The organism is Emticicia sp. (assembly GCF_049241225.1).
Taxonomy (GTDB): domain Bacteria; phylum Bacteroidota; class Bacteroidia; order Cytophagales; family Spirosomataceae; genus Emticicia.
The window spans coordinates 1-20461 of record NZ_JBMLRC010000430.1; the positions used below are offsets into that span (position 1 = coordinate 1).

The window sequence follows — 20461 nt, forward strand, 5'->3', positions numbered from 1 at the left end:
TGTTTATCAAAAATCAAATCGAATCTATCGAGTAAGATTTCTTCGAGGTGTTTATGGTATTCGGGAAACGATGGCAAATTATTGTGTCCGCCGCCGTAAATGGGTACTAAACGGGTTTTCTGCGGAGCAAGTTTTGCCAACTTCACACTCGACCGAAACGGTATCAAAAAATCTTTTGTGCCATGAATGATATAAATCGGACATTTCACAAACTTGATATATTTATCGGTTCGGATGGAAAACCGTAATAGCATTGAAACTGGCAAAAATGGCAAAAAACGATTGGTTAACTGCGAAAAACTATAATAAGGAGCATCGAGAATTAACGTTTTTGGGTGATTCTTGGAAGCCAGTTTACAAGCAAATCCCGAACCCAACGAGCGGCCGTAAATCACAATGTTTTTTTCATCATACCCTTTCGTAAGCATCTTATGATAAACCACTTGCGAGTCTTCATACATTCGTTCTTCGTGCCGTTTACCCGTACTTTTTCCGAAGCCTCGATAGTCAATCATCAACACATCATAATCGTGCGAGATGAAATCTTTGGCATATTTTGCCCAGCCTTTAATGCTACGAGTGTTTCCGTGAAAATAAATAACGAGTCCACGAGTTTCTTCGCCGACATCATAAAAAAGTAGTCCGTTGATTCTGGCTCCGTCGGGCATATCAAAGAACAGTTCTTCAAAATGGTCGTCGTATCGAAACTCAAAATCTTGCGACAGCTTTTCGGGCTTAAAAATAAAATACTCTTGTACTTTGTAGGCCACTACGCAAATAATGACATACAATACTATTACTAAAACAATGATTTCGGTAACAGACATAGAGGCATCGTTTTTAAAACAATGCGAATTTATTAATTTTTAGGAAATATTATGCGATATGCTCTAAATAAGAATGAGCTGAGGGTTTGCTTGAAAGTAAAATTGGAGATTTTTGGAGTGAGGGTTTTATGTTTTGTTAAAAAAGTATAAAATTGAGGCTTTAATTATTTAATACTTTTCCAATTTACTTTACCAAATACTTCATCAAAGCGTTTTTGCTTAGTGTCTAAAAAGGCTTTTTCATCCTTAAATTGACCTTTTATTAATTTTTCAGTTGGCTTAAATGCTTTTTTTATGGTTAATGTTTCCATGATTTTATTTAATTTTTAGAAAGTTGAGTATTTTTCAGCGAAATAACAAATCCTTCATAATTTCTATTTTTCTCAAAAGTTTCAAGCATATCATTTTTTAGTCCTCTGATAATAAAACGTTCTGATAATTTGGGAAGTTCCCTTGCGATAGTTATCTGATATAGGCGAGTTCTTTCTGTGGTACTTCCAGTAAAGCCAACGAGTGCTTCTGGATAATGGTCAAAAAAAATGGATGTGGTTTGAAAAACCGTAGCCAAAATCGTATTTCTATCATTATTATTACTTACGTTCAGAAAATCCAAGCTACCATCTTCATTAATATCAGCTAAACTGAGTTGATATAAATTGGGTATCGTTGTATCTGAAAACAAAATCACTTTTTTCAGTTTTCGCTTACCAACACTTTCAAACTCAAATCGCAGAGCGTTATTAAGTATCCTGAAATCATAAAATGGCTCTTCCATAAATCAAAATTATGGAAATAATGTTTTAAACACAAATGCCTCTTTTCTCTCTATGAAAAGAGGCATTTGCATGACCTTGAAATAAATATATCAATACAACATTCTGAAACGAATTGTCTCGTCGATGTCTTTAATTTCTTGAATAAACTCGTTGGTGTAACCTTTGCTAATATCCATGATTACGTAGCCAATCGTTTCGTTGGTTTTTAGATACTGACCAATGATATTGATGTGGTGTTTCGCAAAAATATTATTGATTTTGGCCAAAATACCTGGTACATTTTGGTGAATATGCAATAAACGGTGCGAATCACGCAACAATGGCAACTGTACTTCTGGGAAATTTACACTGCCCGTTGTGCTACCGTTATTCATGTATTCGAGCAAACGCTCAGGTACATAAAGTCCGATACCTTCTTGGGCTTCTTCGGTGCTTCCGCCGATGTGTGGCGTAAGAATTACGTTTGGTAAACCACGCAGTTCGTTCTCAAATGGCTCACTGTTGGTTTTTGGTTCGTACGGAAATACGTCAACACCCGCACCCGCTACTTTACCCGATTTGATGGCTTCTACCAAAGCTGGTACTTCAACTACGTGTCCACGAGCGAGATTCATGAAAATCACGCCGTCTTTCATTAATTCAAACTCACGTTTGCCAAAGATATTGGTGTTTTCTTTACGGCCATCAATGTGCATACTTACCACATCCGAAACTCGTAAAACTTCTTCCAACGAGCGACATTTCTTGGCATTTCCGATTGGCATTTTATCTACAATATCGTAGAAATAAACCTCCATACCGAGAGCTTCACCGATAACCGAAAGTTGCGTGCCGATGTGTCCGTAGCCAATCAAACCTAATTTTTTGCCACGAACCTCGAAGCTATTATTAGCCGATTTATCCCATTTACCAGCGTGCATTTGGTTACTTTTCGTAAATACATTACGAATCAACAAAATCATTTCGCCAATCGCTAATTCTACTACTGAACGAGTATTGCTATATGGTGCATTGAAAACTGCAATGCCTTTTTCGGTACAAGTTTTAAGGTCGATTTGGTTTGTTCCGATACAAAATGCACCAACTGTGATGAGTTTATCGGCATTTTCGAGAACCTTTTTCGTCAAATTAGTTTTCGAACGAAGTCCCAAAATCGAAACTCCTTTGATTTTTTCAGACAATTCTTCCTCGTCCATTGCACCTTTGTGCGTTTCTACATCGAAACCTTCACGTTTGAATGCCTCGATTGCCACCGAGTGAACGTTTTCGAGTAAAAGCACCTTGATGCGGCTTTTCGGGTATGATTGGCTGCGAGGCAATTTATTCAGATATAAAAACTCATCTAACGATGGCACAATGTGGTCGGCATTGGCTGTAACTTTCTCACGCTTAACGTTTTCGGTGAAAGCGTAGAAACGATTGGCCAGTCCCGAAGCACGAAGTTCGTAGTCGGTATAGCCATCGCCAATGGCATATACATCGCCATCGAGTTTTAATGAACTGAGAAGTTTTACTTTGCCTTTTTCGTGTGCCAAAACATTATCTTGGTCAACGCCAACGATATTATCTTCGGCATCAAAAACGAAAGTATTGGCATATACGTTTTCTTCTTTCAAACCCATCGACGTTACGATTGGCACTATAAACTCTTTGAAACCGCCCGAAACGATTAAGATATGGTCAGAAAATTCACGCAAGAATTTTTCGTTGCGTTGGAATGACTCCGACACTTGTGTATAGAGAAAATCAACCAATTGATTGATGTGCGAACGATTGGCTTTTAACAATTCGATTCGGCGACTGAGAGCTTCCGAAAAAGTGATTTCGCCATTCATGCCTTGCTCGGTCAGGTTTCTGATTTGAGCAACTACTTTTTCCTGATTGGCACTTCCTGCCAACGCAATATTGGCGAGTTCGTCAAGGCCTTCTACTTTCGTAAAAGTGCTATCGAAATCTATGATATAATATGTATTCATTAACCCCCAACCCCTAAAGGGGAGTATCTTGTTTATTGTTAAAATATATTTAATTCAATGCTATTCTGATGTGCTCAAAATGATGTTTGGTGTGCCAAGCAGCCATGCTTAGTGCCTGTGCTAAAGTGAGATTTATCTGACGTAATGCGTGAAAAAAAGTTTTGTCGAAATCGCTTTCTGACATATTTCTCATCAAGAAAACCCACCTTTTGTGCGTAGCTTCCAATAATAATAAAGCATCGGCTGGTGGCGTACTGGATATTTCGGCGGTGGCGTTCCAAGCATTGATGTTGGCTACAAACCCAACAGGATTTTCGTCGGAAAGTGCTTGCTTGAAACGGGCGTAGTGCATGATGTGCATATCCGAAATGTGGGTCAATAATTGACGTACATTCCATGCTCCTTCACGGTAAGCTTTGGCCAAATCTTCGTCGGAAAGTTTCTTGGTAAGTCGTTTATACTTAGCAGGATACTTCTCAATGATACCGATGTTACGTTCGATTTCTTTGGCCGAATAACTTTTCTTAGGAGACCATTTCCCGATAGGAAATTGGCGTTGTTCGAGTGTCATTACCGAAGTCATTGACAAGAATGATTTTGTTGTAAATCCAAATTTACGGACTATTTTAGAACAACAAGTCAGAAAGCCTACTGATTTTATAGAAATAAATAAATAGTGAATAAAGTTCTTTAAATAGTCCTAAAAACAATAGAAAATTTTGTAATAATTAGTTATTTGTGATTAGTTATTGGGAATTGGCTGACTGGTTATTGGTTGACTGGTTATTGAGGAATTAGTTCTCTAATAACCAATTTACCAATAACTAATAAACCAGTAACCAATCAAGGAACAGGGTCGTAGCCGTGAGAATGACTCCACGGGCCGCAACGAGCGATGCGTTTGGCTGTCAGCCAAAAACCCTTGAAAAAACCGTGTTTCTGAAATGCTTCAACCGAATATTGTGAACAAGTAGGCGTATAGCGGCACGATGGTGGAAACCAAGGCGAAATACCTGCTTGGTAGAGTCTTACAAGAAAAATGGCGATGTATTTCATTGATAAAAAAATAGACAAAAGCTGTGAAAATCTGCTTTTACAGACCTAACAACTTTTGTCTAAAATTGGTTGCTTGTGGCTTCCTTATTCAAATAATATATAGAGCGTAACCGTATGGGTTGTCAGACGGTCAACACCTTGAAGGGGCGTGTTTCTATTATTTACGGGGTCAACGAGGTTACTTAGACCATGAGAGAAGTGAATTTCAGGAGAAAACTTGAAATATTCTCTGAAAAACTCAATACCTGTTCCGTATTCTACGCTAAAATCGCTGGTCTTTGTTACAAATTGCTGTCTTCTTCTTCTATTCACTGCGTTGGTTTCTACGGCATATCTTAAGCCACCAAACACATACATTCTCACATTTCTACGCCTCTCAGACTTATACTTTAGCATCACAGGAAGTTCAAACCAAGCGGTTTCTCGGAGTTCTGTATTCTCTTTAAATTTATTTGGGTCGCTATTAGGCAAAGCCATGTCGATGTACTTATATTCTAATCTTCGTCCATAAATGGCAACTGTTGGTAAAACCCTAAAATCAAAATAATCGTTGAGTCTAAAGTTTGCCAAACCTCCCATCTTGAGTCCAAAAGTAGAAGGCGATGCAATGCTGTAATAATTATCTTTATTGACAAAATAATTATTGAACTTTACATTAAAATTCGTATTTGTTAGACCCAAAAAATAGCCGAATCGTAGTGATTTTGCATCATAATCGGCCTGAAAATGGCGACGAGTTTCTTGTGCAATCGCACGTTGTGCGAGTGATGAAATTAAAAAGAGGCTAAGTGTAAGTCTAAGAAAAGGGACTTTTTTCATAAAAAATTTAAAAAGTAAAACTCATCAAGGCTTTTTGCCAATGTAAATTGAGCAAACGCCAAACGTAAGCGGAATACATTTTGTCTGACGAAATCCTGCTTTTTCAAACACTCTCAAGAAGTTTTCTCCCTCTGGAAATGCCTTTACCGATTCGGGCAAATAGCTATACGCCGAACTATCTTTCGATACTAATCGGCCTATGAAAGGCAGGATTGTCGCATTGTAAAAATTGTATAATTGCTTAATAACGGGAGTTTTAGGATTCGAAAATTCCATGACCATGCACGTTCCGCCTGATTTGGTTACTCGGCACATGTCAGTTAGACCTTTTTCGAGATTTTCAAAGTTACGTACTCCAAAAGAAACGATAACAGCATCGAAAGTATTGTTTTCAAACTGTAATTTCTCCGAATCGCCCATTTGAAGTTCGATTTTGTTTTCTAAACCCAGTTTCTTCATTTTCTCACGCCCGAAGGATAACATTCCTTCCGAAATATCAACGCCAATTACTTTTTCGGGTTTGAGTTGCTTTACTGCCTCGACGGCCAAATCGCCCGTACCCGTTGCAATATCCAAAATCAACTGTGGTTTTTCGGCACGTAACATCGAAATAGCCTTTTTTCTCCACCAAAAATCAATTCCACCACTGAGCAAATGGTTCAAGAAATCATATTTAGGCGAAACATTATCAAACATTTCGGCAATTTGCTCACGCTTGCTGCTGTCTTTTTCTTTGTAAGGTACTACCATTATCGTGGAGCGATTCTACAGAATCGCTTATGTTGATTGATTAATTATTTTAATGCCAGTTTGCAAAATTACAAAACTACTATTTGATAACTGTTTGATTATCAGAAAAGTTTTTCAGACTTACTTTTTGTATCTTTGAAATTGAAAGAATAAGAATACAGTTTATGCAATATATCAAGCATTATTCATCACCGATTGGCGTTTTGGAGATTATCGCAAATGATGATTTTCTGACTCATGTGCTGTTTCGAGAGGCTCAAAAAAAGCCAAGCAGACAATTGGAAGAAACACCCGAAAATTCACCAATCATTGATGAATGTATTAGGCAGCTTGATGCTTATTTTGCAGGAAAATTAAAAGATTTTGTTTTGCCAATGCTGGCACAAGGAACTGATTTTCAGCGAAATGTGTGGGAATATCTGAAAACGATTCCGTATGGAAAAACAATTTCGTATCTTGAGTTTTCTCGGAGAATCGGCAATGAAAAAGCCATCAGAGCAGTTGGTACGGCCAATGGAAATAATCCACTGACGATAATTTTGCCTTGCCACCGAGTTATTGGTTCAGATGGCAGTTTGGTGGGTTATGGTGGCGACCTCTGGCGAAAAGAATGGTTACTTCGGCACGAGGGAAGTTGGCCCAATCAGACACAATTGGGGTTATTTTAGTTCTTTAATAGGGGTAACAAAAAATAAAAGTGTCATCATACAAACTAATCAATAATCTATGGAAACGACTATCAACCAGTCTATTACAACCGAAAAAACATTTTCATCATCTTCAAAACTCTTGCTGGCTATTCCACTCTACGTATATGTGAGCGTGATAGCATCCATGTGTGTGATTCTGGGCATCTTGTGGGACATTGCTTGGCACATGAGCATTGGCCGTGACGGTCTTTTTTCGGCACCGCACGTAGTAACCTATATCGGAGCGGCAGCCGCTGGTATTTTTTCGGGTTATCAGGTTTTGAAAACTTCTTTTTGGGGAAATCAACTCGAAAAAGGGAAAATGGTGAAGTTTTGGGGCGTTTTTTACAGTTCACTGGGTGGACTTTTCTGCATTTGGGGCGGAATAGCGTCGCTTACATCAGCACCGTTTGATGATTGGTGGCACAACACTTATGGCCTTGATGTGCAGATTCTTTCTCCGCCACACACTGTTTTGTTGTTGGGGCTAATGAGCGTACAAATGGGTGCAATGATAGCCGTTTTGGCATTTTTGAATCGAAGCGAAAAAGTAAACTCACTTTCGGACGAGGAAAATGCTAAACGCACGAATCGTTTGCAATGGATGTTTATTTTTACGGCAGCGTTTCTAATCACCTCTATTTTTACATTCCTTTCTGAATCTTTGGGGCGTTGGGCCATGCACGAGCCATCGTTTTATGAAGTTGCCAGTGCTGCATTTCCATTTATCTTGTTTGCGGCGGGTAGGGCCTCAAACAAAAAATGGGGAACTACCTACATGTGTATCATATTTTTGATTTTCCACTGGGCGGTCAATGCCACACTACGACTTTTGCCGGCCGAACCTCTCTTGGGGCCCATTCATAATAAAATCACTACTTATCAAACACTCGGTTTTCCGTTACTTTTGTTTATTCCTGCATTTGTCACCGATTGGTTAAGAGATAAGTTTTCGTCTAAAAACGATTGGACTTTAGCACTCATTTTGGGCGGAGCTTATACGCTCGTTTTACTCCTTACACATTATCCGTTTGGTACATTTTTGCACGAATCACCAATGGCTCGAAATTGGTTTTGGGGTAGTGCATCTTGGTCGTTTCAGAATGATGCCGACTGGGAATATCGCTTTAAGTTTGGCCCGTGGAGCAATAAATCATTGAATGAATGGCTAATAGGTATTTCGCTTTCGCTTGTCTTTAGTTTTTTATCGACACGCATCGGTCTTGCTTGGGGAAATTGGATGAAACAAGTGCAGAGGTAACCCCCCCGCCCCTAAAGGGGAGCTAAAAAGTTCTCAGAAGTCTATTTCTATTAAAATTTAATCAATGAAAAAACTAAATAATTTCTTAAAATACATTTTAATCCTTCTCCTAAGTTCCCCTTTAGGGGTTAGGGGTCACATCGGCAGTGCAGGTGTTGTGCATGAAGGAAAAGCTGGGAATTACAGCGTGCAAGTATATGTAGAACCACCCGATGTGATTCCAGGAACGGCCAAAGTTTCGGTGATGGTTGATGGAAACGACATAAAGAGTGTAAAAATGAGTCCGATTTATTATTGGACTGGCGACGAAGGCTCACCTCGCTCCGATGAGGGAATAATGACCGAAGCAGGAAAATACGAAGGAAAAATTTGGCTCATGGAAAATGGAGCAGCCAGCGTAAAAGTAGTCATTGAAGGAGCAAGAGGGAAAGGTGAAGTGTTGATTCCGATTGCGGCACTTTCTACGGCTCAACGCCAACTGCCAAGTTCGTTGGGTTGGATTTTGGCAGGTTTGGCATTGCTTTTGGTCGGAATCATGACTACGATTATCGGAGCAAGTACGGGCGATAGCTTGCTAAAAGTAGGAGAGGTCGAAAATAATTCCACCAAGAAGCGTCGTCTCGTTGGCTCAACGATTGGAGCTTCGTTTTGTGGACTATTGTTGTTTGGCGGAAATATGTGGTGGAATGCCGAAACCGCCAATTATCAACAAAATATTTATCGACCATACACTGCCACATCAAGTGTTAGTCTGAGAGATGGGCAGCGAGTCTTGAATTTTAAGATAGATTCGGCTTCGGTCAATGGCCGTTCGTTGAGTTTTATCATTCCTGACCACGGGAAGCTGATGCACATGTTTTTGGTAAAAGAAGGCTCAATGGAAGTATTTGCTCATTTGCATCCTTCTCGCAAAGATACGCTAACATTTGAAGCCCCTTTGCCCAATATGCCCGCAGGAAAATATTTGATTTTTGCCGATGTGTTGCGTTATCATAGCTTGCAAAATACGATTACTGATACGGTGGAGATTCCACAAACACCAAAAGTAAATGTCATGCCAACCCTCACGGGCGACTCGGACGATACTTTTGTGGTGACTAATGCACTTAATAAAACAACAAACTCGATAGTTGATGAAAGTATCACGATTTGTGGAAGTCCGGGTGTAAAAACCAAGCTGCAAGATGGTTCAAGTATTGTTTGGGAAGAAAAACCAAATCAGAAGCTCATGGCGGGAAAGGTCTATAATTTAAAGTTTTCGGTGCTTGCTCCCGATGGCAAACCCGCCGAATTACAAACTTATTTGGGTATGATGGGCCATGCGGCCGTTATCAAAGATGACGCAAGTGTGTATATTCACTTGCACCCTAATGGCACATATTCGTCAACGGCAGTGCAGGTTTTGCAAAAACGTATTGATGAGACAAGTAATAAACGTCCAAACTTAAATAATGCTAAGAAATTTAGAGATAGCGTTGATAATATCTTGGCAAAACTTCAGACCATGACCGAAGCCGAACGAGATAGATTATTAATGGGAGATATGAAACATGAGGTCAATGGGCATCATGGCGGACAGGTAACGTTTCCGTATGTTTTTCCGAAAGCTGGGCATTACCGAGTTTGGCTACAAGTAAAGCGTGAAGGCAAAATCTTGACGGGTGTTTTTGATGCGAATGTGATTTGAAACCTCACGAGTATTGATAAAATATAATACACCAATTCGATAGAATTTATTCTTTTAGAAAAACACCCAAGCAGCAATGTTTGGGTGTTTTTTTGTGCCGTATACGCACATAAGTATAAATACTCAAAATTGGAATATTGCAATTATATAGAATTATTTTAAATAATATTGTTAAACCTATTTTTTATGTTTTTTAAATTTTTTATAACAAAATGTTAAAATATTAAACCTATTTTTTGTAAAATTTAATTTTTTAAAGAATAAATGTTAAAAATAGAAACATAGATGTTTTTGTGTTTTCATTGGTCGCTGATACATAAAATTATGTAAATGTTAATGATAATTGTATTTTTCAAATTAAATATGATAATTAATTAATTATTTTTATTAAATATTCATTTTTTTTTGATAAAAATTTTTTTATTCGATTTACACTTAATACTTTTAATCATTAGTTCTTAGATAAGTACAACAATTCTTCATCGAGCTCTTCTTTTCCGACCGCAATTTGGAAGTGGCTTGAAGCCTATAAATACTACGCTTAAAATGCGGATTCTTGAATGTGTTTTTCACATTCTTGACTTAAACTGATGGCAGGAAACCATCGACCCAAAAAATATTAAAGAAGCATCATAACTGAATTTTCTTCACTCAGAATTTTCAGTTCAGAAAGAGACACTTTATCCAAACTGGACCCTATAATAATTTCCCTTTAGGCCGAATATTACAAAACCGAGCGGTCGGAGTCTTGTAATGATTCGGCTGAAAAGGGAAGCTAAAAACTGACTTAAACCAAACATTTATGATGAAGAACTTCTACTTATTAGTTTGCTTGCTGTTATCGTCAGCGATACTGGCTCAAGACAAGGTCATCACAGGAGTCGTTGGCTCTGAAAGCGAGGGCGTTTTGCCTGGTACTTCGGTTACTGTAAAGGGAACTTCTTTCGGAACGGTTACAGATGCCAACGGAAAATTTTCGTTGAAAGTCCCTGCAAGCGGCACTTTTCTTACGTTCAGTGCCATCGGATATGTTACTACTGACATTAAAATTGATAATAAAACTACATTTGATATTACATTACAGCCCGATACAAAAACCTTGAATGAGGTAGTTGTAACGGCTCTTGGTATTTCGAGAGAGAAAAAATCGCTCGGTTATTCACAGCAAGAACTCAAAGGTGAAAGTTTGGTTGAAGCTCGTTCAAACAATATTGCCAATGGTCTTGCTGGTAAAATGGCGGGTGTGCGTATTGCGGCTAATGGTGGGCCAGGAAGTGGTTCAACCATCCAAATTCGTGGTGCTTCATCAGTTTCGGGTAATAATCAGCCACTTATTGTAGTGGATGGTGTGCCGATTCAACAACAATTCGACAAACAATTCGGTGGCGGTATCTCAGAGGTCAGCCCCGATAACATCAAAGATATTTCGGTTTTGAAAGGGCCAAATGCTGCGGCACTTTATGGCTCACGTGCTGCCAATGGTGTAATCTTGATTACGACCAAAGATGGTTCGGGTACAAAAGGATTAGGTATTGAGTATAATTCAAATTTCACGGCTGAGCGTCCGTTAGTTAAGCCAAATTTTCAAAATAGCTATGGTGGTGGCTCGGGCTACGTAACTTGGTATTCAGATGGTTGGAGTGGTGTAATTGCTCCCGACGCTTATGACCAGTACAAAGCTGCCTACGGAACCGTAAGACCTGGCTCAACTACTGGAACTGACGGTACTGACGAAAGCTGGGGAGCTCCGCTCGATGGCCGTTTGGTAAGACAGTGGTTTACAGGAAAAGATGTGGCTCCGCTTACACCGCAACCCAACAACTGGGACGAATACTGGCAAACGGGTACAACTCTAACCAACAATTTGGCTCTTTCGGGCGGAAACGATAAAGGTAGTTTCCGATTGAGTATTGGTCGTCTTGACCAAAAAGGTTTGATGGCTTTCAACGATTTCTACAGAAATAATTTCAAAATCAACTCAAACTATAAAGTTTCAAAATTCATAACTGCCGTTGTATCAGGTGAATATGTGAAATCGGGCGGTAATCGAACCTACCAAAGTGGTGACCAATTTATTTGGTCGCATCGCCACGTTTCTTGGGATCAATTGGCAAATTACGAAGATTATGCAAATGTGCATATTCAAAGAGCAGTTGCAGGAAGATTACCTGATAATGACCCTGCCAACTGGCAGCACACGTTTTTCACAAATCCGTTTTATACAAGTGAAAAATTGCCTTTTACGAATGATAAAGACCGTTTAGTTGGAAATATTGCTTTAAATTTTGCAATCTCACCAGAATTAAAATTGATGCTCAGAAGCGGTACTGATATGTGGTCAGATACTCGTATCAATATCATCAACTTTGATAGAGTTCGCAACGGAAACCGTACGCCTGGTCGTTATTCAGAAGAAGTTTTACGTCGCCAAGAAACCAATCACGATGCCTTATTGTCTTACGAAAAATCAATCACAAAAGATTTTCATTTAGTAGCTTCGGCAGGAGCAGCTCAAAGAAGCAACTATTACAAACGTAATTTTGCTAACGTAGGAGAATTGGTTGTTGATGGTGTTTATAATTTGGCCAACTCAAACCCAAGTCAAAACACGATTGATAGCCGTATCGAAAAAGCAGAAGTTCAAAGTGTTTACGGTTCGGTACAATTGGGTTATTTAAATGCTCTATTTTTAGATGCAACGGCTCGTAACGACTGGTCGAGTACGCTTCCATCGAATGATCGTTCGTATTTTTACCCTTCGGTTTCGGTGAGTGGTGTTCTTACCGACTTGATAGACTTCCCTAAAACCATAATTTCTTACGGAAAAGTAAGAGCAAGTTGGGCTCAAGTAGGAAACGACGCTGACCCCTATCAATTAGCTCAAACCTTCCGTGCGGGTGGTTCGTGGAATAGCTCATTGCCAGCCTATTTTGAAAATCTAACGATTTCAAACTCTACTTTGAAGCCTGAAATTACAACGGGTATCGAATTAGGTTTAGATTTGAAATTCTTGAAAAATCGTTTCGGATTAGACTTCACTTACTATAATCAGTCAACTAAAAACCAAATTCTTGGAGTAGAAATCTCGAAGGCCAGTGGCTATGACAAACGTATCTTAAACGCAGGTCAGATCACTAATCAAGGTATCGAGATTACACTCTCGGGAAAAGTAATGGAGGCAAATGCTTTCAAGTGGGATGTGGCCGTGAATTATTCTCGTAACCGCAATAAAGTAATCGCTTTGGCCGAAGGTCTAACAACATATACACTCCAAGAGCGTAGAGGTTTGACTTCAATCGCCCAAGTAGGAATGCCCTATGGAGCATTATTTGGTATTGGTTTCAGAAAATCTCCGGATGGGCAAATCGTTTACGCTAACGGCTTACCGATTGTAGAAACAACACCAAGAATTTTAGGGAATGTTCAGCCTGACTGGATGGGTGGTATCTCAAACACTTTTACTTACAAGAAATTTACATTAACAGCTTTGATTGATGCCAAAATTGGCGGAGATATTTTCGATGAAGGTACTGGTACTGCTCGTTGGACTGGCCAATATGCTGAAACAGCCGTTGGTCGTGAAGAAGGTATCATCGGAAAAGGTGTAATGAATATCGGAACTTCTGAAAATCCTCAGTATGTACCAAACGACGTGATTGTTGCAACCAACCAATTGATTGGCTTTAACAACCCTCGTCGTTATCACGAAGCGGCTATTTTCGATGCTTCCTTTGTCAAATTACGTGAGGTGTCATTCGGTTATTCTATTCCAAAATCGGTTTTATCGAAACTACACTTACAGAATGCAAAACTTTCAATCGTAGGACGCAACCTGGCCATTTTATTCAAAAATACGCCACACATCGACCCAGAAGTTGACCGTTTCGGAGCAAATTCACAAGGCTTTGCTTATGGTGAATTGCCTAACTCGAGAAGTGTAGGTGCAAACCTTTCGATTAGTTTTTAAAAGCCCCACCTAACCCTCCCCGATGGGGAGGACTTTTAGACGAGGGAATTTTTCTCCCCTCCCTATCGGGGAGGGGTCGGGGAAGGGGCTATTTTTTTTACCTAAAATTTTGACAAATATGAAACTCAATAAAATTATATATTCATTCGCATTTATTGGTTTGCTTTCATCGGTTAGTTCTTGTACGAAAGATTTCGATGAAATGAATACCGACCCAAATAACCCAACGGCTATCGGAGCTCAATATTTGTTTCCGTATGCAGTAGAAAAAGCAGTTGATAGATATTGGGGAGGGAACGTTCGTTTTGAGCGTTTGAATCTCGATGGTGCAATGCTTTGGGTGCAGTATTTAGCACGTAATATTTACTCAAATGAGGGCGATAATTATGGTATTACGCCAACATTTTATAACAATACATGGAAATCGCTCTATAATGATGGTTTATTGAATTTTCAGAGAATCATCACCGAATCGAGCGAAACCGGCAAAAGCCCGAATAAAAATTATGAAGGTGCTGCTTTGGTAATGCGTTCGTGGACATTCTCGCTATTGACAGATTTATACGGTGCAATTCCTTATACGGAATCTATCAAAGGAACGGCTGAAACGCCAATTTACACACCTGCTTATGATTCAATGGATAAAGTCTATGCAGGAATCTTGGCTGATTTAAAACTTGCCAATGAAAAATTGACAGTTGGTGGGCCAGCTATTTCGGGTGATATTATCTATAACGGTGATATTTTGAAATGGAAGAAGTTTGCCAATTCGCTTCGTTTGCGTTTGGCAAATCGTCAGGCTGCTAAGAAATCGGCTGAATCTAAGGCGATTATGAACGAAATCTTGTCGGATGCCACAAAATATCCAATCTTCACAAGCAATGCCGATAATGCTCTTTTGGCTAATACTGCTACTCGTCCTAGTAATAATGAGTGGCATGAAGTTATGATTTTTGGTAGTCGTACTGACTGGAGTATCAGCAAAACAGTGGTTGATAAACTAACCGCTTTGGGCGATACTCGCTTGGGTGTTTTTGCAACTAAAAACAAAGCCGGTGGCTACGAAGGTATTCCGAATGGTTTGCCTGATGCAATTGCTACTACATATTTGAGTTCGGCTTCAGTTCTGACAGATTACTTCACAAGAGCCAACGCTCCGAGTGTCATTATGACATTCAGCGAATTGAATTTCATTTTGGCCGAAGCAGCATTTGACGGTGACATCACAATTGGTAAAGCCGACGATTATTTCAAAAAAGGAATTGATGCTTCATTTACTCAGTTTGGCATCACTACTCCAGCTACTTACATGACAACAGTTGGAGCGATTTCTAAAGAAAAAATTATCGAACAAAAATGGATTGCTCTTTTTGGTCAAGGAGTTGAGGCTTGGACAGAATTCCGCCGCACGGGTTTCCCTAAATTCTCTCCACGTGACGCCAGAGCAGTATTTGAAAACGATGGTGTTGTGCCAACTCGCTTACCGTACCCTACTACTGAATATTCTTTAAATAAAGTAAAACTCGACGAAGGTATCAAAATCAACGGAGCCGATAACATGAAAACCAAACTTTGGTGGGCGGAGTAATTCAGTTATCAATTAACAGTCATCAATTATCAATTAGATTTTTTTTCACTATGCTTAAAATCCTCAAGCATAATTAACTAAATAAATCCCCCTTTAGGGGTTAGGGGTGATATTCTTATGAAAAAAATACTATTTTTTAGCACCATAATTTTAGGATTTATAGCCACATCATGTAAAGTTGACGACCCATTTGTTGACAGAGTAGTAGCACCCGTTTTGGTGATTTTTGAAGACCCAAGCGGTACAAAAACTAATGGACTTACAACCGAGCCATCGGTTACGTCGTCTGCTTCGACTGATGCTTCAATTACGGTACGTTTACTAGAACTCAATAAAGATGGTTTGCTCGATTATAAAGTAGGTATTGATAGTATTCCTGCTACGGCCGTTCCTGTAACATTCAAACTTAGAAATGGAACAAAGATTTCGGATGTAACAACTGATGGAACTGGTCGTTCGACACTAAAAATTTCTTGGAAATCGCTTGGTATTGCAACTCCAGCGGCTGGGTCTTCGGTACAGTTGGCTTGTTCGGCAACCTACAAAGATGTAGCATTTACAAAATATTTCAGATTAACAGCAACGAAATAAATTAATAATGTAAAATGGGTAATTGATAATATTCTGATTATCAGTAATTTATGAAGTAATTATTTGCCTATTGAATATTCATTTTACATTATCCATTATTCATTCTCAATTCAAAAAAGTCTCTATTCAAATAACAAAAAAACTAAGAATACAATGAGCAACATGATTAACAGACGTAGTCTTTTAAAGACAGGTTTAATGACAATCGGCGGAATGGCACTTGCTCCGCACATCTCAATGGGTGCATTTTCAGGTGCTTCGTTTAGCCTTGACGAAAAAAGCAGACTTTATTACAGCCCACTTTTAAGAGAACATTTCTTAGATGAAAGACCAGACGTAATGGCGATGGCAGCTCGTTTGAATGCCAACGAAAACCCTTATGGGCCACCAGAAAGCACTAAAAAAGCTGTTGCTGAGGCAGTTGCAGGTGGAAACCGTTATTCGTGGAAAGAATTGGCAACTTTGGTTGACAAATTAGCTAAGAAAGAAGGCGTAACCGACAAACACATCATGATGGGGCCAGGCTCATCTGATTTGCTCGAAAAAGTAGCTTTAGTGTTGTTTATGAATGGTGGAAACGTTGTTTCAGCCGATCCAACGTATATGTCGTTGATTCGTGTGGCTGAGGCTGTTGGGGCAACTTGGAAGGCAATTCCGTGTAAAGCAGACTGGTCGCACGACCTAAAAGCAATGGAAGCTGCCATTGATAAAGATACCAAAATGGTTTATATCTGTAATCCGAACAACCCAGTTGGTAGTATTACAGCAGGTAAAGAATTATTAGATTTCTGCTCAAGAGTATCTGAAAAAGTGCCAATTTTTGTTGATGAGGCATATCTCGAATTGGCCGAAGGTACAGGTACTGAAAGTATGGTTTCGTTGTTGGCTCAGAAGAAAAACGTAATCATTGCCCGTACATTCTCTAAAATCATGGGTATGGCTGGTTTGCGTGTAGGTTATGCCGTAGCACAACCAGAGTTTTTAGATAAAATTCAAAAAATTACTCGTGGAGGAATGGGTATTTCGCACACTTCGGTATTGGGTGCTATTGCCAGCTTTGAAGATACCGAGTTCCAAGCAATGACCAAAAAGCAAAACACTGCTTGTAAGGAATATTTATATGAAAACCTTACAAAAATGGGCTATAAATACATTCCATCTTATACCAATTTCGTGATTTTCCCAATCAATATGAATGGTAAAGATTTCTTAGGAAAGATGGCTGCAAAAGGAATTTTGGTGCGTGCCTTCGATATTCAGAATAAGCCTTGGTGCCGTGTGAGTATGGGAACAATGGACGAAATGAAGTCATTTGTGAAAGCATTAGGCGAATTATCTTAGTTTTTTTGTCATAGGTTAGAGCGATTTGGGGGAGTTAATAACTTCTCCAAATTTTATACTTTACAAGTTATTGATAGTCAGTAGTTTACTTGAAAAGATAACACTGTAAAGTAAGTAATTCTTAATCGCTACGGCGAACCGTTCTACATTCTAAATTCTTAATTAAAATTATGGTTGAGGCTGTACAAAAAACACTTATCCTCCTCCTACTTATTGGACTGGGATTGGCTCTGAGGAGTAAAATAAAAAACAAAACCGAAATAAATGGTATCAAAGAAATTATCTTGTCAATTGCTTTGCCTTCTACGGTATTTATTGCATTGATGGGAATAAAAATTAGTGCTTCTTTACTTATTTATCCATTGCTTGTTCTTGCTTTTAATTTTTTTATTTTCTTGTCAGCACCTTATTTTTTGCCAATTTTTGGCATCGAAAAAGATAGTTCGGCTGGCCGAACACTCACAATGCTTTTGCCTTCGTTGGCTCCTGGTTTATCGAGTTTTCCGTTTATCAATGAATTTTTAGGCGATGAATCATTGGCTCTGGCTGCTATGGGCGATGTAGGAAATAAGTTTTTTGCCCTTAATTTTCTCTATTTTGTAGCCATGAAAATGTTCCTCAAAAACAATCAAGTAGAAGAGGTAGAAGATAAAGGAAAAGTAAAGAGTCTATTGCTAAGTTTAGTAAAGGAGCCAATCAATATCATTATGCTATTGGCTATTATTTTCTTGTCGGTGGGAATCAATATGAAGTCATTGCCGTTGGCAATTTCGGAATTATTTAACCGTGCCAGCAGCCTCATGACGCCGCTTGTATTGATTTACATTGGTTTGGCCGTACAATTCAAAGAAGGAAAAATCAAACTCGTGAGTTCGATTCTGCTATTCAGAGCGGGGATTACGATACTTTTTAGCGTTCTGATTATCAATATTTTTAATATCACTACTCCTAACCTAATATTACTTGCAGTCGTGGTACCGTTAAGTTCTTGTAGTTTTTGGCCATTTGCACACATTTCTGCGATAAATATCAAAGAAGAAGACAAAAATTACGCGAAAGAAAGGAAAACTTTTGACATGAACTTAGCGGTACTTATTTTGGCTTTTTCTCTGCCACTTTCGACGATTCTGGTGATGGGGATTTTAGCTTCGGGGCAGTTTTTTGCTCATACGAGCACATTATTAATTACAGGTTTGATTTTTACAGGTTTAGGACTCGCTCCGCACGCTTTGAAGAAATCAAAAACATACCTGAAACTTTCAAAAGTATCAAGTTAATTTAAGGTTGAATAGATAGGCTAAGTCCACCAGCTTTTATTTCATCAGAAACACTATCCATCTAAAAACTAATATACCAAAAACTATTAGCCACGTTGCCCGAAAGAGTAGCGTGGCTTTCTGTTTTGATAAGAGGTAACGCACCTTTAACGACGGCAAGGTTCAAAACTTAGCCATCATTTTTGATTTCCCAAGCTATGCTGTTCGAATGAGTAGGGTAGTTTTTGTCTTGATAAGGGGGTTAACAAACTTGATTTTAACGACGGCAAGGTTTGAAACCTTGCCGTCGTTCTTTCTTTCTTGATAGACCTCAATTTCAAGGAAAAATAAATAACAAAACCTTAAAACCAAAAAAGCCACTCCTGTTGAGGAATGGTCTTTCTCGTTTGTTTTACTTTGGGGTTACAAAATTTTACTGACTCTTTGAGTCTTCTTCCCTAAAATCTCGGGCGATTACTTGTCCTTTAGCTACTTTTACGGCATCTTCGGCATATTTTTTAGCTTCTTCTTCACGCCCAACTTTGTATAATAATTGTGAATAGGTCTTCATCGCAATCGGATTTTCTGAGATTCTAAGCGATTTATTCAACCATTTCAAAGGCAATTTTAGTTGTTCTTTATCGGTGATGTTTTGGGCAAATCTCCAACCGTAGAGGCGTAGTTGATAGGCCACTTCTTCGTTGTAGCCGCTAAAAATATCATCACGCAGCATCGCCCATTCTTCGGCCGTAAACTTCGATTTATCTTCGTATTTCTTAAATTCTGCTACTGATTGATTGGTAAGCACTTCGGTATCAATGGCATCAATATAGTTTAAGTAGGCCGTAATGCCTTTGCTGTAATTCTCCCAGTCTTTAGTGATTTCATAAAACTCAATTTTATAGCTGGTCGTGAGCATTTCCTTGTTATAGAGCGGTGTGCTGCGTTCGTACCAAAACGGTGCTATTGCTGCTACTGCCGAGTTCATCAAGTCTTCGTTTTTGTTGAGCATAGCTTGGTTAAACGAGCGGTCAATGATGCGGCTCACTCGTTGGCGAATCCCGTTGGCATTTTCTTCGTTGAAACCTTTCACATTTTCAGAGTTACTTACCAAAATCTTAAATAATTCATCATCGGATGTTTTATTGGTTTGGTAGAGATATTCACAGAGAAGCAACATATTTTGCTCTGAACCTAAACTTTTCTTATCTAATCCTAAAACATAACCTCTGATTGCCTTATCCAATTCTTTGATGCTTTTTTCACGCTCTTTGTTGCTACCTGTGTGGGCTACTTGCAAACGTCTGAGCGAGTACAAATAAAACATTTCGGGGCTTTGCTCGCCTTTACTAAACATTTTATCGAGGTATTCAAACGATAAAAAGTTTTCGTTTACCTTAATCGCACGATTGGCATCGGCCAATAATTCTTTCGGATTGGAAGCAAAATGCGATTTATAAATAAGTTCGCCATCGGCAGTAAAGAAAAAATACGCAGAAGACGCTCCGTAGTATTTAAACTCACTATTGGCCGATTTATCTCTGAGTGACTCAGAGTTGATTTTCAAACTCACAAAGTTTTCGTTGAAAAATGCACCAACTTCCGATGTTGGAAATACATTTTGGTTCATCCAACGGCTATTACCACCGTAGTTTTCGTACGATATAAAAACCAGCTTTCCATTTTGTTTGGCAAGTTTTTGGGCATTTTCGAAAGTTCCTCTAATAAAATCAATTCCTCGTTCACCTTGAGCAAATGCTTGTGAGGTAAAGCAAAGAAAAATCAATAAAAGTAGCTTTTTTATGGCGTCAGTTGGAATTAGGATGTTACGTGTTTTGATGTAAAGATTCATAAATGTCTCCGCTTAATCATTTTCT

At 38.9% G+C, this 20461-nt stretch carries 17 protein-coding genes; 8 read left to right on the forward strand and 9 right to left on the reverse strand.

The annotated features are described in order from the left end of the window. From ACOVO2_RS22145 to ubiE, 8 genes are all read right to left on the reverse strand, one after another. Positions 1–827, reverse strand: an 827-nt coding sequence (locus ACOVO2_RS22145; RefSeq protein WP_421772062.1) for an alpha/beta hydrolase, incomplete at its 3' end; no start/stop codon positions are given. Positions 828–991: 164 nt separating this feature from the next. Then, positions 992–1138: a hypothetical protein gene (locus ACOVO2_RS22150; RefSeq protein ID WP_421772063.1), complete on the reverse strand. Its 147-nt coding sequence runs from the start codon at positions 1136–1138 to the stop codon at positions 992–994. Positions 1139–1146: 8 nt separating this feature from the next. Further along, positions 1147–1602 carry a DUF6934 family protein gene (locus ACOVO2_RS22155; protein WP_421772064.1) on the reverse strand — a complete coding sequence of 152 codons (456 nt, stop codon included), beginning with the start codon at positions 1600–1602 and terminating at the stop codon, positions 1147–1149. Positions 1603–1692: 90 nt separating this feature from the next. Then, the gene (gene serA / locus ACOVO2_RS22160; RefSeq protein ID WP_421772065.1) at positions 1693–3579 is read right to left on the reverse strand and encodes a phosphoglycerate dehydrogenase; all 1887 of its coding nucleotides are present in this window, start codon (positions 3577–3579) and stop codon (positions 1693–1695) included. A 49-nt stretch (positions 3580–3628) separates the two neighbouring features. After that, on the reverse strand, positions 3629–4162 hold the full coding sequence (locus ACOVO2_RS22165) for a YfiT family bacillithiol transferase (RefSeq protein WP_421772066.1): 534 nt from the start codon (positions 4160–4162) through the stop codon (positions 3629–3631). A 260-nt stretch (positions 4163–4422) separates the two neighbouring features. After that, positions 4423–4635 carry a membrane protein insertion efficiency factor YidD gene (gene yidD, locus ACOVO2_RS22170; protein ID WP_421772067.1) on the reverse strand — a complete coding sequence of 71 codons (213 nt, stop codon included), beginning with the start codon at positions 4633–4635 and terminating at the stop codon, positions 4423–4425. 84 nt (positions 4636–4719) lie between these two features. Then, positions 4720–5454 carry a porin family protein gene (locus ACOVO2_RS22175; protein ID WP_421772068.1) on the reverse strand — a complete coding sequence of 245 codons (735 nt, stop codon included), beginning with the start codon at positions 5452–5454 and terminating at the stop codon, positions 4720–4722. A 24-nt stretch (positions 5455–5478) separates the two neighbouring features. Further along, a complete protein-coding gene (gene ubiE, locus ACOVO2_RS22180; RefSeq protein ID WP_188766920.1) occupies positions 5479–6207 on the reverse strand; it encodes a bifunctional demethylmenaquinone methyltransferase/2-methoxy-6-polyprenyl-1,4-benzoquinol methylase UbiE in 729 nt (242 codons plus the stop codon). Positions 6208–6368: 161 nt separating this feature from the next. Between ubiE and ACOVO2_RS22185 the strand changes: the two genes are divergently transcribed. The 8 genes from ACOVO2_RS22185 to ACOVO2_RS22220 all read left to right on the forward strand — a co-directional run bounded on the left by ACOVO2_RS22185 (position 6369) and on the right by ACOVO2_RS22220 (position 18605). Continuing rightward, the gene (locus ACOVO2_RS22185) at positions 6369–6872 is read left to right on the forward strand and encodes a methylated-DNA--[protein]-cysteine S-methyltransferase (protein WP_421772069.1); all 504 of its coding nucleotides are present in this window, start codon (positions 6369–6371) and stop codon (positions 6870–6872) included. A 58-nt stretch (positions 6873–6930) separates the two neighbouring features. Then, positions 6931–8154 carry a hypothetical protein gene (locus ACOVO2_RS22190; RefSeq protein WP_421772070.1) on the forward strand — a complete coding sequence of 408 codons (1224 nt, stop codon included), beginning with the start codon at positions 6931–6933 and terminating at the stop codon, positions 8152–8154. Between the two features lie 64 nt (positions 8155–8218). Next, the gene (locus tag ACOVO2_RS22195) at positions 8219–9841 is read left to right on the forward strand and encodes a hypothetical protein (protein ID WP_421772071.1); all 1623 of its coding nucleotides are present in this window, start codon (positions 8219–8221) and stop codon (positions 9839–9841) included. Between the two features lie 802 nt (positions 9842–10643). After that, positions 10644–13808 carry a SusC/RagA family TonB-linked outer membrane protein gene (locus ACOVO2_RS22200; RefSeq protein WP_421772072.1) on the forward strand — a complete coding sequence of 1055 codons (3165 nt, stop codon included), beginning with the start codon at positions 10644–10646 and terminating at the stop codon, positions 13806–13808. A 118-nt stretch (positions 13809–13926) separates the two neighbouring features. Beyond that, positions 13927–15396 carry a SusD/RagB family nutrient-binding outer membrane lipoprotein gene (locus ACOVO2_RS22205; RefSeq protein ID WP_421772073.1) on the forward strand — a complete coding sequence of 490 codons (1470 nt, stop codon included), beginning with the start codon at positions 13927–13929 and terminating at the stop codon, positions 15394–15396. A gap of 117 nt (positions 15397–15513) precedes the next feature. Continuing rightward, positions 15514–15987, forward strand: coding sequence for a hypothetical protein (locus tag ACOVO2_RS22210; RefSeq protein WP_421772074.1), 474 nt, complete (start codon positions 15514–15516; stop codon positions 15985–15987). A gap of 153 nt (positions 15988–16140) precedes the next feature. Further along, positions 16141–17328 carry a pyridoxal phosphate-dependent aminotransferase gene (locus tag ACOVO2_RS22215; protein ID WP_421772075.1) on the forward strand — a complete coding sequence of 396 codons (1188 nt, stop codon included), beginning with the start codon at positions 16141–16143 and terminating at the stop codon, positions 17326–17328. Between the two features lie 170 nt (positions 17329–17498). Next, positions 17499–18605 carry a hypothetical protein gene (locus ACOVO2_RS22220; protein ID WP_421772076.1) on the forward strand — a complete coding sequence of 369 codons (1107 nt, stop codon included), beginning with the start codon at positions 17499–17501 and terminating at the stop codon, positions 18603–18605. A 412-nt stretch (positions 18606–19017) separates the two neighbouring features. Here ACOVO2_RS22220 and ACOVO2_RS22225 read toward each other — a convergent pair whose 3' ends face one another. Further along, positions 19018–20436 carry a hypothetical protein gene (locus ACOVO2_RS22225; RefSeq protein WP_421772077.1) on the reverse strand — a complete coding sequence of 473 codons (1419 nt, stop codon included), beginning with the start codon at positions 20434–20436 and terminating at the stop codon, positions 19018–19020. Positions 20437–20461: the final 25 nt, after the last annotated feature.